The organism is Streptomyces sp. Tu 3180 (assembly GCF_009852415.1).
Taxonomy (GTDB): domain Bacteria; phylum Actinomycetota; class Actinomycetes; order Streptomycetales; family Streptomycetaceae; genus Streptomyces.
On the sequence record NZ_WOXS01000002.1, the window covers coordinates 5,098,132 to 5,111,586 of the forward strand.

The 13,455-nt window shown below is 73.9% G+C and carries 11 protein-coding genes; 10 read left to right on the forward strand and 1 reads right to left on the reverse strand.

Annotation, left to right across the window (positions count from 1 at the left end; all coding sequences use genetic code 11):
• Positions 1–272 precede the first annotated feature (272 nt).
• The gene (gene purN / locus GL259_RS24000) at positions 273–911 is read left to right on the forward strand and encodes a phosphoribosylglycinamide formyltransferase (RefSeq protein WP_159535396.1); all 639 of its coding nucleotides are present in this window, start codon (positions 273–275) and stop codon (positions 909–911) included.
• Positions 908–2,470: a bifunctional phosphoribosylaminoimidazolecarboxamide formyltransferase/IMP cyclohydrolase gene (gene purH, locus GL259_RS24005; protein ID WP_159535397.1), complete on the forward strand. Its 1,563-nt coding sequence runs from the start codon at positions 908–910 to the stop codon at positions 2,468–2,470. The genes purN and purH overlap by 4 nt, the downstream gene beginning before the upstream one ends.
• 130 nt (positions 2,471–2,600) lie before the next feature.
• Here the strand turns inward: purH and GL259_RS24010 are convergent, their stop codons facing one another.
• Positions 2,601–3,188: a hypothetical protein gene (locus GL259_RS24010; protein ID WP_159535398.1), complete on the reverse strand. Its 588-nt coding sequence runs from the start codon at positions 3,186–3,188 to the stop codon at positions 2,601–2,603.
• Positions 3,189–3,484: 296 nt separating this feature from the next.
• On the opposite strand from GL259_RS24010, the gene GL259_RS24015 reads away from it, so the two are divergent.
• From GL259_RS24015 to GL259_RS24050, 8 genes are all read left to right on the forward strand, one after another.
• On the forward strand, positions 3,485–4,339 hold the full coding sequence (locus tag GL259_RS24015; protein WP_159535399.1) for a bifunctional methylenetetrahydrofolate dehydrogenase/methenyltetrahydrofolate cyclohydrolase: 855 nt from the start codon (positions 3,485–3,487) through the stop codon (positions 4,337–4,339).
• Complete coding sequence (locus GL259_RS24020; RefSeq protein WP_159535400.1) at positions 4,329–4,817, forward strand: DUF3017 domain-containing protein; 489 nt, start codon at positions 4,329–4,331, stop codon at positions 4,815–4,817. The genes GL259_RS24015 and GL259_RS24020 overlap by 11 nt, the downstream gene beginning before the upstream one ends.
• A 656-nt stretch (positions 4,818–5,473) precedes the next feature.
• Positions 5,474–6,574 (forward strand): XRE family transcriptional regulator, encoded by a 1,101-nt coding sequence (locus GL259_RS24025; RefSeq protein WP_243762371.1) that lies wholly within the window; start codon positions 5,474–5,476, stop codon positions 6,572–6,574.
• A gap of 483 nt (positions 6,575–7,057) precedes the next feature.
• Complete coding sequence (locus GL259_RS24030) at positions 7,058–8,047, forward strand: malate dehydrogenase (protein WP_159535402.1); 990 nt, start codon at positions 7,058–7,060, stop codon at positions 8,045–8,047.
• 194 nt (positions 8,048–8,241) lie between these two features.
• A complete protein-coding gene (locus tag GL259_RS24035; RefSeq protein WP_159535403.1) occupies positions 8,242–10,002 on the forward strand; it encodes a hypothetical protein in 1,761 nt (586 codons plus the stop codon).
• Positions 9,989–10,342, forward strand: a complete 354-nt coding sequence (locus GL259_RS24040; protein WP_159535404.1) for a hypothetical protein — start codon at positions 9,989–9,991, stop codon at positions 10,340–10,342. Before GL259_RS24035 ends, GL259_RS24040 begins: the two co-directional genes overlap by 14 nt.
• A 32-nt stretch (positions 10,343–10,374) precedes the next feature.
• On the forward strand, positions 10,375–11,574 hold the full coding sequence (locus tag GL259_RS38905) for a hypothetical protein (protein ID WP_159535405.1): 1,200 nt from the start codon (positions 10,375–10,377) through the stop codon (positions 11,572–11,574).
• Positions 11,575–11,795: 221 nt separating this feature from the next.
• Positions 11,796–13,316 (forward strand): aldehyde dehydrogenase family protein, encoded by a 1,521-nt coding sequence (locus GL259_RS24050; RefSeq protein WP_159535406.1) that lies wholly within the window; start codon positions 11,796–11,798, stop codon positions 13,314–13,316.
• Positions 13,317–13,455 lie beyond the last annotated feature (139 nt).

Genomic DNA, 13,455 nt, shown 5'->3' on the forward strand with positions numbered 1-13,455 from the left:
CGTCGGCTCTGGAGCCCGGGTCCGTCATCGGGTGAACGCCTGGCGCACAGGTGGCGTTCCCCCGTGCCCGGACGTTCCCGAACCGGCTCTTCCCAGACGCTACCTTCCGGCCACGCCCCCGTCCCGTGGGGGCCGCCCGGTGTGCCGGTATCGTTGCTGACGGTCGGCCGCTTCGTAGGCTTCCCCGTATCAGGGGACGCGAAGCATTCGTAGGAATGTACAAAGCGCTGTGCCGCCGGCCGTACAGACGCTCCCCGAGAAAGGGCCCCACCGTGGCCGCCAAGCCCGTGGCCGAGCGCGCCAGGCGTCTCGTCGTGCTGGTCTCCGGATCCGGCACCAACCTGCAGGCGCTCCTCGACGAGATCGCCGCCACCGGCGCCGAGGCGTACGGGGCCGAGGTCGTGGCCGTCGGCGCCGACCGCGAGGGCATCGAGGGGCTGGCCCGCGCCGAGCGCGCCGGGCTGCCGACCTTCGTGTGCAGGGTCAAGGACCACCCGACCCGCGAGGAGTGGGACGCCGCGCTCGCCGAGGCCGTCGCCGCCCACGAGCCGGACCTCGTGGTGTCCGCCGGGTTCATGAAGATCGTGGGGAAGGAGTTCCTCGCGCGCTTCGGCGGGCGGTTCGTCAACACCCACCCCGCCCTGCTGCCCAGTTTCCCGGGAGCCCACGGTGTGCGGGACGCGCTCGCGTACGGCGCCAAGGTCACCGGCTGCACCGTCCACTTCGTCGACGACGGCGTCGACACCGGGCCGATCATCGCGCAGGGCGTGGTGGAGGTCCGGGACGAGGACGACGAGAGCGCTCTGCACGAGCGCATCAAGGAAGTCGAGCGAAGGCTGCTCGTCGAGGTCGTGGGGCGGCTCGCCCGCAACGGCTATCGCATTGAGGGACGAAAGGTAGTTATCCAGTGACCGCCGAGAGCAACAAGCGGGCCATCCGACGGGCGCTCGTCAGCGTCTACGACAAGACCGGCCTCGAGGACCTCGCGCGCGGCCTGCACGAGGCGGGCGTGGAGCTCGTCTCCACCGGGTCCACCGCCGCGAGGATCGCCGCCGCGGGCGTCCCCGTCGCCAAGGTCGAGGAGCTCACCGGCTTCCCCGAGTGCCTGGACGGCCGCGTCAAGACCCTGCACCCGAAGGTCCACGCCGGCATCCTCGCCGACCTGCGCCTGGAGGACCACCGGCGGCAGCTCGCCGAGCTGGGCGTGGAGCCGTTCGACCTGGTCGTCGTCAACCTCTACCCGTTCCGCGAGACCGTCGCCTCCGGCGCGACGCCCGACGAGTGCGTGGAGCAGATCGACATCGGCGGCCCGTCCATGGTGCGCGCCGCCGCCAAGAACCACCCCTCGGTCGCCGTGGTCACCAGCCCCGCCCGCTACGGCGACGTCCTCGCCGCGGTGAAGGACGGCGGCTTCGACCTCGCCGCCCGCAAGCGGCTGGCCGCCGAGGCGTTCCGGCACACGGCCGCGTACGACGTGGCGGTCGCCTCCTGGTTCGCCTCCGACTACGCCCCCGTGGACGACTCGCAGTTCCCCGACTTCCTCGGCGCCACCTGGGAGCGCAAGAACACCCTGCGCTACGGCGAGAACCCGCACCAGCCCGCCGCGCTGTACGTCTCGGGCACCGGCGGCCTCGCCGAGGCCGAGCAGCTGCACGGCAAGGAGATGTCCTACAACAACTACACGGACACCGACGCCGCCCTGCGCGCCGCCTACGACCACGACGGGCCGGCCGTCGCGATCATCAAGCACGCCAACCCGTGCGGCATCGCGACCGGCGCGGACGTCGCCGAGGCGCACCGCAAGGCGCACGCCTGCGACCCGCTGTCCGCGTTCGGCGGCGTGATCGCCGTGAACCGGCCGGTCAGCAAGGAGATGGCCGAGCAGGTCGCGGAGATCTTCACCGAGGTCATCGTCGCGCCGGACTACGAGGAGGGCGCCCTCGAGGCCCTCACCAAGAAGAAGAACATCCGCGTGCTGCGCTGCCCCGACCGCCCGTCCGCCCCGGTCGAGGTCAGGGCCATCGACGGCGGTGCGCTGCTCCAGGTCACCGACCGGCTCCAGGCCGAGGGCGACGACCCGGCGCACTGGACGCTGGCGACCGGTGAGGCGCTCGGCGCGGAGGAGCTCCAGCAGCTCGTCTTCGCCTGGAAGGCCTGCCGCGCGGTGAAGTCCAACGCGATCCTGCTCGCCAAGGACGGCGCCTCCGTCGGCGTCGGCATGGGCCAGGTCAACCGCGTCGACTCCGCGAAGCTGGCCGTCGAGCGGGCCGGCGCCGAGCGCGCGGCCGGTTCCTACGCCGCCTCGGACGCGTTCTTCCCGTTCCCCGACGGCCTGGAGATCCTCACCGAGGCCGGCGTGAAGGCCGTGGTCCAGCCCGGCGGTTCGGTCCGCGACGAGCTGGTCGTCGAGGCCGCGAAGAAGGCCGGCGTCACGATGTACTTCACCGGGACGCGCCACTTCTTCCACTGACGGTCCGTCCGGGCCCTCCCGGCCCGGAGGCCGCCCCGGCCGGACCGGGGCGACGCACCGGGGCCGTGTCCCCCCTCACTCGGGCGGGACACGGCCCCCGGGCATGAAGGGCGCGGTCCGCCCCCTCCGGTCAGTACCTCGGTCGCTTGAACCACTCCGCGCTGGGCCGCTTCGCGGCGAAGACGATCAGCAGGATCGAGATCGTCATGATCAGGAGGCCGAGGCCGTAGGCGGCGATCGTGAAGATGCCGGTGACGATCGCGAACGAGCCGTACACGATCGAGCAGACGCGGACGCCGTTGCCGCCCTTGGCGTACTGCAGCAGCAGCGCCAGGCCGAGGATCGCGAAGACGGTGGCCAGGCCCAGGAAGAAGACGACGACGCCCTTGCCCAGGTCCGCGAACCGCTCGGCCTCGGAGTCACCCGTGATGCCGGCCTCGGCCATCGTCTCGTCCCACTGGGACAGCGCGTAGCCGTACATCACCGCGATGACGGCGTGGGCCAGGACGATCACGCCGAGCATGATCTGCGCGGCGCGCGTGATGCCCGGCATCTGCGTGGGCGCGTAGCCGCCGCCGTACGGCTGGGACACCGGCGGGGCCGCGGGGTAGCCGTACCCCTGCGGGGCGCCGGGCTGCTGGGGGTAGCCGTAGCCGGGGCCGGCCGGGGGCTGCTGGGGCGGCTGCCCGTAGGGGTTGTTCGGGTCGCCGAAGCTCATGGCGGTTCTTCCTCCGTTGTCGCTGCACGTGCGGGGACGACGCGAGGCACGGCGCGGAAGGAAGTTCTACAGATGCGGCCCGTCCCCCCGGTTCTGCCCGCGGCACTGTGCGACTCATCGTTCTTGACCGGTCTCTCCCTTGTCCAGCCGCATTCCCTATGTGTTGTGCAAGTGCAACATCACTGATCTTGGCCGGAAACGGGCGATACGCGACCGGGGCGGGGGAGGGGCGTCACGGCCGCCCGTCATGCGGGCGGATTGGAACCAGGGGCCGGTCATCCGCGAGGATGGGGGCCATGACCGCCCAGATTCTCGATGGCAAGGCCACCGCAGCCGAGATCAAGTCCGATCTGACCGCCCGCGTGGCGGCGCTGAAGGAGAAGGGCGTCACGCCCGGCCTCGGCACGATCCTCGTCGGGGACGACCCCGGCAGCCAGAAGTACGTCGCCGGAAAGCACCGGGACTGCGCCCAGGTCGGCATCGCCTCCATCCAGCGCGAACTGCCGGGCACGGCGACGCAGGAGGAGATCGAGGCGGTCGTCCGCGAGCTGAACGAGGACCCGGCGTGCACCGGTTACATCGTCCAGCTGCCGCTGCCCAAGGGCATCGACGAGAACCGCATCCTCGAACTGATGGACCCGGGCAAGGACGCCGACGGTCTCCACCCGATGAACCTCGGCCGCCTCGTCCTCAACGAGCCGGCCCCGCTGCCCTGCACCCCCAACGGCATCATCACCCTGCTGCGCCGCCACGGCGTGGAGATCAAGGGCGCCGAGGTCGTGGTCGTCGGCCGCGGCGTGACCATCGGCCGTCCGATGCCGCTGCTGCTGACCCGGCGCAGCGAGAACGCCACCGTGACCCAGTGCCACACCGGCACCCGTGACCTGTCGGCCCACCTGAGGAGGGCGGACATCATCGTGGCCGCCGCCGGTTCGGCCCACCTGATCCGCCCGGAGGACGTCAAGCCCGGCGCGGCCGTCCTGGACGTCGGCGTCTCCCGCAGCGCCGAGGGCAAGATCGTGGGCGACGTCCACCCGGGCGTGGCCGAGGTGGCCGGCTGGGTCGCCCCCAACCCCGGCGGTGTCGGCCCGATGACCCGGGCCCAGCTGCTGGTCAACGTGGTCGAGGCGGCGGAGCGCGGTGTCGCCTGAGCAGAACGCCCCGGGAGCCGGGGAGCGGGACGAGGAGATCACGGTCCGCGACCCCGTCAGCGCGCCGGACGCCGAGGGCCGGCCGCGCCGCGCCACCCGCCGGTTCCCGCTGTTCACCCGGGACACCGCGCGCCCCGAGGGCGGTGGCCGGGCCGCCCCCGGCGACGCCCCCGCGCCCGCCCGCCAGTGGCCGATCCTCGCCGTGCTGCTCACGGTCGGACTGGGGCTGCTGCTGACCGCGCTCGACCTGTCCCGGCTCGGCACCCTGCTGGTCGGCGCGGCGCTGCTGGCCGGGGCCGTGCTGCGGTGGCTGGTGCCGGACGTCGGCATGCTCGCGGTGCGCTCCCGCTTCACGGACATCGTCACGTACGGCGCGCTGGGCCTGGCGATCGCGCTGCTGGCGCTGATGGTGCAGCCGGACCCGCTGCTGGAGATCCCGTTCCTGAAGGACACGCTGCACTTCACGGTCAGCGGCTAGCCGAGGGGCGGACCGCCGCGTACGGCGGCCCGTCCTCACCCCCGTGAGAGGACGGGCCGCCGCCGGGAACAACCCTCCTGCACGGCGAAGCGCCTGTTCAACGGCTGTCCGGCCGCTGTGGCACGGAAGTGACCGTTCCGCTACGTGCTCCGGAATCCCCTGACCGCTTCGGGAACTTCCCTCCCGCGGGACGGGCGGAACCGGTGGGCTCCGTGGGGTCGCCGGGGCCGCAGGGACCGCCTTCGTGGTCGCCGTGTGCCGATGTGTCGACAAGTTCGCGCATCCGCGTACGGACGGGGGAACCGCGGGGCTAGCGTGGGCGACCGGGGCGGTCCGGGGGTCCCGGGCGCCGGGGCGGGCCCGCGGCGGCCTCGCGCCGGGTCCGTATCAGGCCCGTACCGGGCCCGTGCCGGGTTCTGTTCGGTCGAGGGGGTGACCGGTGGGACACTGGACCGCAAGCTAGTACGAGCGGGTGCGCGACGGCGCGCGCCCGCGGCCTGATGCTCCCGTGCGCCCCCACCCCGGGAACTGAGACCCTGGCCGGCGGCATCCCTGTGGGTAGCCAGAACGGGACTCGGCAGAGGGCACCATGCGCGAGGGAAACACCAGCACGAACCGGGGGGAAGAGGGGGGAAGCAATGCCTCGTTGGAAGGCCTTGCCGGATGAACTCGATCCGCAGATCAGGGAGTTCACGAGCCAGCTCAGGCGGGTGGTGGACCGCAGCGGCCTGAGCGTCGCGTCGGTCGCCGACCGCACGGGCTACAGCAAGACGTCCTGGGAACGCTACCTGAACGGCCGGCTGCTCGCGCCCAAGCGCGCGATCGTCGCCCTGGCCGAGGTCACCGGGACCAACCCGATGCACCTGACCACCATGTGGGAGCTCGCCGAGCGCGCCTGGAGCCGCTCGGAGATGCGTCACGACATGACGATGGAGGCGATCCGGATCTCGCAGGCGCGCGCCGCGCTCAGCGAGCTCGCCGGTCCGCCGACGGGCGCGGGCGGCAAGGCCCGCGGGGGCGCCGCGGTCCGTCCGGGGGTCGCGGGACCGGCCGGCGTCTCGCCGAGCGTGCCGCCGCAGCCGACCGCGGCCGACGTCCGCGACGCCTCCGGCGGTGTCCGGCAGGACGCCGGGCGGGGCGGCTCGCCCGGTGCGCACGCGTGGGGCGCCGACGGGCCCGCCGGGCCGCCGCGGCCGGGCCGCCGCGGCGCCGGAGCCGGGGCCGCGCCGCCCCGGGGCACGGCCGGCCGCGCCGGCGGTTCCGGCGGCAGGCGGCGCACCTCGACGTTCATCGCCGGTGCCGTGGGTGCGCTGGTGGTGATAGCCGCCGCGCTCTACGTCACCGGGACCGAGGACGGCAAGAAGAAGGACGACGCCGTCACGACCCCCTCGCCCACCGCCACCGCCGATGCGAACCTGCCCGCCGGCGTGAAGTGCAGCGGCGACAGCTGCACGGGCAAGGACGCCGAGGCCATGGGGTGCAGCGGCGAGCTCGTGACCACCGCCCGGACCGCGACCGTCGGCGCCACCACCGTGGAGGTCCGCTACAGCGAGACCTGCGGCGCGGCGTGGGGGCGCATCACCCAGGCCGCGCAGGGCGACAAGGTCGAGATCAGCGCGGGCGGGGCGAAGCAGGGCGACACCATCACCGAGGCCGGCGACCCGGTCGCGTACACCCCGATGGTGGCGGTCGAGGGCGCGACGCAGGCGAAGGCCTGCGCGGTGCTCGCCTCCGGCGAGCAGGGCTGCACGGAGTAGGCCGGGCACACGGAACATTCGCCCGTTCGGGGGTGGATCCGGCCTCCTTGCGTGCTTCCTCGGCAGAATTCGTGGGGAATTCGTGACGGGCCGGTATGGCTGGCTGAAAGCCGGGCACGCGGAACGTACCCCCACGGGATCCCGGCACGGTCGGTTCCCGACGGCGGCCGCCCCAGTCCCCACCTCTCCCGGACGGGCGGCCGCCTCTCCCCTGCCCACCCCCTGTCCGTCCGTGCGCCGGACGGGTCGCCCTGTGGGGCGGGCCACAGGGATCCCTGCCGTCCGCGGTCACGGATGCCGCGATAGCCTGACCGCTGGATCTCTCTTGACGCCAAGAGATCGATCATCCGTACCGTGATCGATCATCACGGCGAGCGGGTGCCGGACCACTCGTTCCGGCGACCGCTCATCGTGAACCGGCGGCGGGGATCCGCACCCCGGGGCAGGGACCGCCCCACCGCCAGCTGTCATACGGAGAACGCCATGACCCGCACTCCCGTGAACGTCACCGTCACCGGCGCGGCCGGCCAGATCGGTTACGCCCTGCTCTTCCGCATCGCCTCCGGCCAGCTGCTCGGCGCGGACGTGCCGGTCAAGCTGCGCCTGCTGGAGATCACCCCGGCGCTCAAGGCCGCCGAGGGCACGGCCATGGAGCTGGACGACTGCGCGTTCCCGCTCCTGCAGGGCATCGACATCACGGACGACCCGAACGTCGCCTTCGACGGCGCCAACGTCGCCCTCCTGGTCGGCGCCCGCCCGCGCACCAAGGGCATGGAGCGCGGTGACCTCCTCGAGGCCAACGGCGGCATCTTCAAGCCGCAGGGCCAGGCCATCAACGCCCACGCCGCGGACGACATCCGCGTCCTGGTCGTCGGCAACCCGGCCAACACCAACGCGCTGATCGCCCAGGCCGCCGCCCCGGACGTCCCGGCCGAGCGGTTCACCGCCATGACCCGCCTGGACCACAACCGCGCGCTGACCCAGCTGTCGAAGAAGACCGGCGTCCCGGTCTCCGAGATCAAGAAGCTGACGATCTGGGGCAACCACTCCGCCACCCAGTACCCGGACATCTTCCACGCCACCGTCGCCGGCAAGAACGCCGCGGAGGTCGTGAACGACGAGAAGTGGCTGGCCGAGGACTTCATCCCGACCGTCGCCAAGCGCGGCGCCGCGATCATCGAGGCCCGCGGCGCGTCGTCGGCCGCCTCCGCCGCCAACGCCGCCATCGACCACGTCTACTCCTGGGTCAACGGCACCGACGAGGGCGACTGGGTCTCCATGGGCATCCCGTCGGACGGCTCCTACGGCGTCCCGGAGGGCCTGATCTCCTCCTTCCCGGTCACCGTGAAGGACGGCAAGTACGAGATCGTCCAGGGCCTGGAGATCAACGAGTTCTCCCGCGCCCGCATCGACGCCTCTGTCAAGGAGCTCGAGGAGGAGCGCGAGGCGGTCCGCGGCCTCGGCCTCATCTGATCCGACCCGCTCAGGGCCCCGCACCGGCTTCCGGCCGGTGCGGGGCCCTTCGCCTTCCGCCCGAAGCCAAGGATTGACGCATATCACATCAAGATCCTCTTGACATAACGATTTCCCTTGCTCTTCCCGCTCCCCTATGCTGACGGCCCTTCACCTCGACGGTCACCACTGACCCATCCACACGGGGGATCGGCATGAGCACCGCATACGTGCCGCGGCAACAGCACGCCCCGGCACCCCCGGAACCACCGCCCACCCCGCCGCACGCCAGCGAGGCGACCCGGCTGCTGTGCGCGGGGACCTACCAGGACGCGGAGTACCGGGACCGCGTCATCGAGCAGCTCTACCTCAACGAACAGCGGATCGTCGCCCCGTCGCTCGGCTTCGACGCGACCCGCGTCCTCGCGCACGCGCTGCGGTCCCGGCGGCAGGAACTGCTGTGGTCCGCCGCCGTCGTCGGGCTCTGGGCGGTGGGCCTGGCGATCAGCTTCCGGCTGCTGGGCCTGCTGGCGCTGGCCAGCCTGCTGCTCGCCCTGGCCCCCTGGCTCAGGGGGAGCGCCGAACAGCCGCCCCTGTACCGCCTCCTCGCCGCCTTCGTCGCGCGCTGGCAGGGGCGCCTCCTCTTCGTCGGCACCCTGGTCCTCGTGGTCACCACCGCGTTCGGCGCCGGCTCCGGGGACGCGTCCGGGTCCGGCTCGTCGTACGACCCCTACGACCCCTACGGCTCCTACGGTTCCGGCTCGTCGGGCTCCGGGAGCCCGGGAGATCCGGACTCCCTCGGCGGGGCGCTGCTCGAGTCGACCGAACCGTGGCAGGCCTGGTTCGGGCTCGGCGTGCTCGCGCTCATCGCCCTGTGCGCCGCCGCCCGGCGCGACCGGTTCGCCCGGGCGTTCGCCGCGGAACTGTCCCCGAAGCGCTTCCCGGACCTCGCGAGCGACCCCGCCGAACGGACCGAGGGGGAGCGCCTCTCCCGCCTGGTGCGGCGCATCCGGCGGGAGCAGCACGCCCCGCTGGTCATGTACGACGAGGCCCGCCCGTTCTGCGGCGCCGGAACGGCGCACGACACCTGGGTGCTCGCCGTCGAACTCCGGCCCGACGAGGACGCCGAGCAGCAGCCGCTCAGCAACCGGGCGTTCCTCGAACGGATCCGCCCCCTGCTCGAACAGCTGCGGGTGCCCGCCGAGTACGCGGGCCCCGCCGTGCGCGACCGGCTGCGCCGGCTCGAGATCGACGAGTGCGTGTTCCTCCCCGCCGAGGGACTGGCCGACCGCGACCAGGCCCCCTACTCGCCGCAGGAGTTCGAGCAGCACCGGGTGCGGGCCGTCGAGGAGGGCGGCGAGAAGCGGCGGCACTTCCTGCGCATCCGGATCGGCGGCTGGGACGAGGAACTGGTCGTCACGGTCTTCGTGCGGGTCCACACCCAGGGCCGCATGCTCATGCTGGAGGTCGCCCCGCACGTCCTGAACCCGGTGCGCGCCGAGTTCAAGGAGGCCGACCGCACCTCCCACCGGCTGCTCCACGACAACGTCCTCGGCAAGGCCGTCGGGGCCCTCGCCCTGGTGCCCGGCTCGGCGGGCCGCTCCCTGGCCGCCCTGGTCCGGGGCGCCGACTTCGCGTGGCGGCTGCTGACCGGCGGTCACGCGGCCGCGCTGCCCGACGGGCCCGCCCTCTCCGTGCGGGAACTGGCAGCGGTGGACAGCGGGTCCACCTTCCAGGAGATGGACGTGACCCGCTACCTGCGGACCGTTCAGGACCGCATCGGACGCGGGGTGCGGCAGGCCCTGGCCGACGCCGGTTACGAGACCGGCGAGTTCGTGCAGAAGATCGTGAACATCAGCAACGGCGCCGTGCACATCGACCGGGTCGAGGGCTCGACCTTCGCCATCGGCGAGCACGCGAGCGCCTCCGGCGGTGCCGCACCGCGGAAGGAGAACCCCGGCCATGGCCCACGATGAACCGAACGTCCGGATCGGTGACGTCTCGCACAGCACCTTCGCGATCGGCCGCCACGCGCGGGCCGAGGGCCACCACGGGGTCCCGGCGCAGCGTGACGCGGCCGCCGAGGAACTGCTGGAGGCGGTACGCGCACTGCGGGCGGATCTGCCCCGGCTGCGGCAGAGCGAGCAGACGGCGCAGCTGGACGAGGCGCTCGCGGACACCGAGGACGAGATCAGCCGGACCGGCACGGCCGGCGAGGGCCGCCTGCGCCGGGTACGGGAACTGCTCACGGACGCCCAGGCCGTCACGGCGGTGCTCGCCTCGGCCGGGACCGTGGCGGGGCTGCTCGGCATGTGAGGCCGGCGGCCACCGAGACGAGGGGGAGTGCGATGACCGGGGGACCGCGCTACTGGAACGAGGAGTCCCAGCGCTGGGAGGAGCCCGAGGAAGGTGTTCCCGGCGCCGCCGGGACCGGCCCGGATGCCCCGCCGGCCACGGGCGGGGACACGGCGGGCGTCCCCTCGCCCGGGGACGGGGCCCCGTCGGCGGAGGCGACGCCCGAGGGCGCGGACGGAGCGGGAGCCCCTTCTCCGGCCGGCGGAGCGGTGCCGGGTGCCGCGCCGCCCGCCGTCGGCCCCGGGCCCGGCGCCGACGCCGCCCCGGGCGTCCCTCCGCACCCGGCGCACCCCGGCGTCCCGCCCTTCGCGCCGACCCTCACGGACGTGCGGCGGCCGGGAGCCGTGACGGCGGCCGGGCGGTCTCCCGTGCCCGCCCCCCGGGCCGTGCCCGAGCCGCCCCGCGCCCCCTCCCGGCCGCCCGGCGTCCCGGCGCCCGTGCCCGCCGGTCCCCGCGGGACCGGCCGTCGGCGCGTGTGGTCCGTGGTGGGCGGGGCCGCCGCCGTGGGGGCGGTCGCGGGGCTCGTCCTGACCCTGGTGCCGGGGGACGGTGAGGGACGGGACGGCCGTGCGGACGACGGGGCGGTCCCGGCGAGCGCGTCGCGGACGCCCGGGACCACGGCCCCGGGATCCCCGGCGCCCGGACCGCGGGAGACCCCCGCCGAGGAGACGTCCCCGCCGTCCACCCCGGCCGACGGCCTCCCCGCCGGCTACGAGCCGTACACCGACCCCGAGGGCTTCACCCTCGCCCGCCCCACGGGCTGGACGCGCACCGCGGGGTCCTCCCTGCACGGCATCGACGTGGTCCACTACCGCAGCCCGGACGGTGGGCACCGGCTGCAGGTCTTCGAGGTGTCGGAGGCGTCCCCGGGCGCGTCGCACGAGCTGTTCCTCTCCGACACCGTCGCGAAGGCCCCGGGGTTCACGCGGCTCTCCCTGGAGAGCCCGGACGACGGCGGCCCCGCCCGCTCCCGGCTGGAGTACCTCGTGGACTCCATCGAGGGCGAGCCCGACGTCGGGACCTGGCACGTGGTCGACGAGCGCTTCCTGGCCGCCGACGGCAGGATCTACGCCGTCGCCGCCTACGGAGCCGACGCGGACGGCCGCGAGGACGAACGCGAGCTGCTGCGGACGGCGCTCGCCCGCTTCTGCCCGCCGCACACCGCCTGCGGCACCGGCACGGGCGCCGGCTGAGCCCGCGGTCCGGCGCCTCCCGGCCGCGCCCGGCACCCGTGACCGGCCGCTCACGGGGAGGGTGATTTCTTCCGCCATGTCCCCGTGTTCCGTGACGCGGCGCACTCTCGGCCGTGGATCGCGCATGCATCCGGGGCCCAAGGGCAGGCGCTCCCGGTCCCGTGGGTGACATCCCTGTGACTCACGGGCGCCGAACAGGAACGGAAGGCAAACAACCGATCATGGCGGACAGCACGGAACTCCAGGCACGCGACACCATCCACGCGGGGGGCGAATGGCGGGCGGCCCTCTCGGGGGCCACGCGCGAGATCCTCGACCCCGCGGACGCCCTGCCGTTCGCCGTGGTCGCCGAGGGCGACGAGAAGGACACCGACCTCGCGGTGGCCGCCGCCCGGCGCGCCTTCGACGAGGGGCCGTGGCCGCGCACACCCGCCGCCGAGCGGGCCGCGCTGCTGCACCGCGTCGCCGAACTGCTCGTGCGGGACCGGGAGGAGCTCGGCCTGCTGGAGAGCCGGGACGCGGGCAAGACCGTCGAGGAGGGGCGCGTCGACATCGACTGCGTCGCCGACGCCTTCCGCTACTTCGCGGGCCTGGTCGCCGCCGAGGCGCCCGGACGGGTCGTCGACGCGGGCTCGCCCGACGTCCACAGCGTCGTCGTGCACGAGCCGGTCGGCGTCTGCGCGCTGATCACGCCCTGGAACTACCCTCTGCTCCAGGCCAGTTGGAAGATCGCCCCGGCCCTCGCGGCGGGCAACACCTTCGTGGTCAAGCCCAGCGAGATCACCCCGCTGACCACCGTCGCGCTCATCGGGCTGCTGATCGAGGCGGGCCTGCCGGCCGGGGTCGCCAACATCGTCACCGGGCCCGGCCACACCGTCGGCGCCCGGCTCGCCGAGCACCCCGACGTCGACCTGGTCTCCTTCACCGGCGGGCTGGTCAGCGGCACCAAGGTCGCCCAGGCCGCCGCCCCGGGCGTGAAGAAGGTCGCCCTCGAACTCGGCGGCAAGAACCCGAACGTCGTCTTCGCCGACGCCTGCGCCACCGAGGAGGGCTTCGACACCGCCGTCGACCAGGCCCTCAACGCCGCGTTCATCCACAGCGGCCAGGTCTGCTCGGCGGGCGCGCGGCTGATCGTCGAGGAGTCGGTCCACGGCCGCTTCGTCGCCGAACTCGCCCGCCGCGCCGAGCGGATCAGGCTCGGCCGGGGCACCGAGCAGGGCGTCGAGTGCGGACCGCTGGTCTCCGCGCAGCAGCGCGCGAAGGTCGAGGCGTACGTCACCTCCGCGCTCGCCGAGGGCGCGGTGCTGCGCTGCGGCGGCAAGCGGCCGGAGCCGTCCGCCGAGCGCCCCGAGGGGGGCTACTTCTACGAGCCGACCGTCCTCGACCGCTGCCACCGCGGGATGCGGGTCGTGCGCGAGGAGGTCTTCGGGCCGGTCCTCACCGTCGAGACCTTCCGCACCGAGGACGAGGCCGTCGCCCTCGCCAACGACACCGAGTACGGGCTGGCCGGCGCCGTCTGGACCGCCGACGCGGGCCGCGCCCGCCGCGTGGCCGGACGGCTGCGCCACGGCACCGTGTGGATCAACGACTTCCACCCCTACCTCCCGCAGGCGGAGTGGGGCGGCTTCGGCAAGAGCGGGGTGGGCCGCGAGCTCGGCCCGGCCGGTCTCGCCGAGTACCGCGAGGCCAAGCACGTCTACCAGAACCTGGCACCGAAGCCGGTGCGCTGGTTCGCCGGCTGAGCCGCGACCACCGGACGGTGCGTACGGGCGTGAGGGCGCGCCCGTGACACCCGGCGGCGGCGCGCAGGGCGCCGGCGCGCACCCGAGTGCGTGCCGCGCGCACCCGCGCGCCGCCTCCGCCGAAGCCGTCATCCGCCCA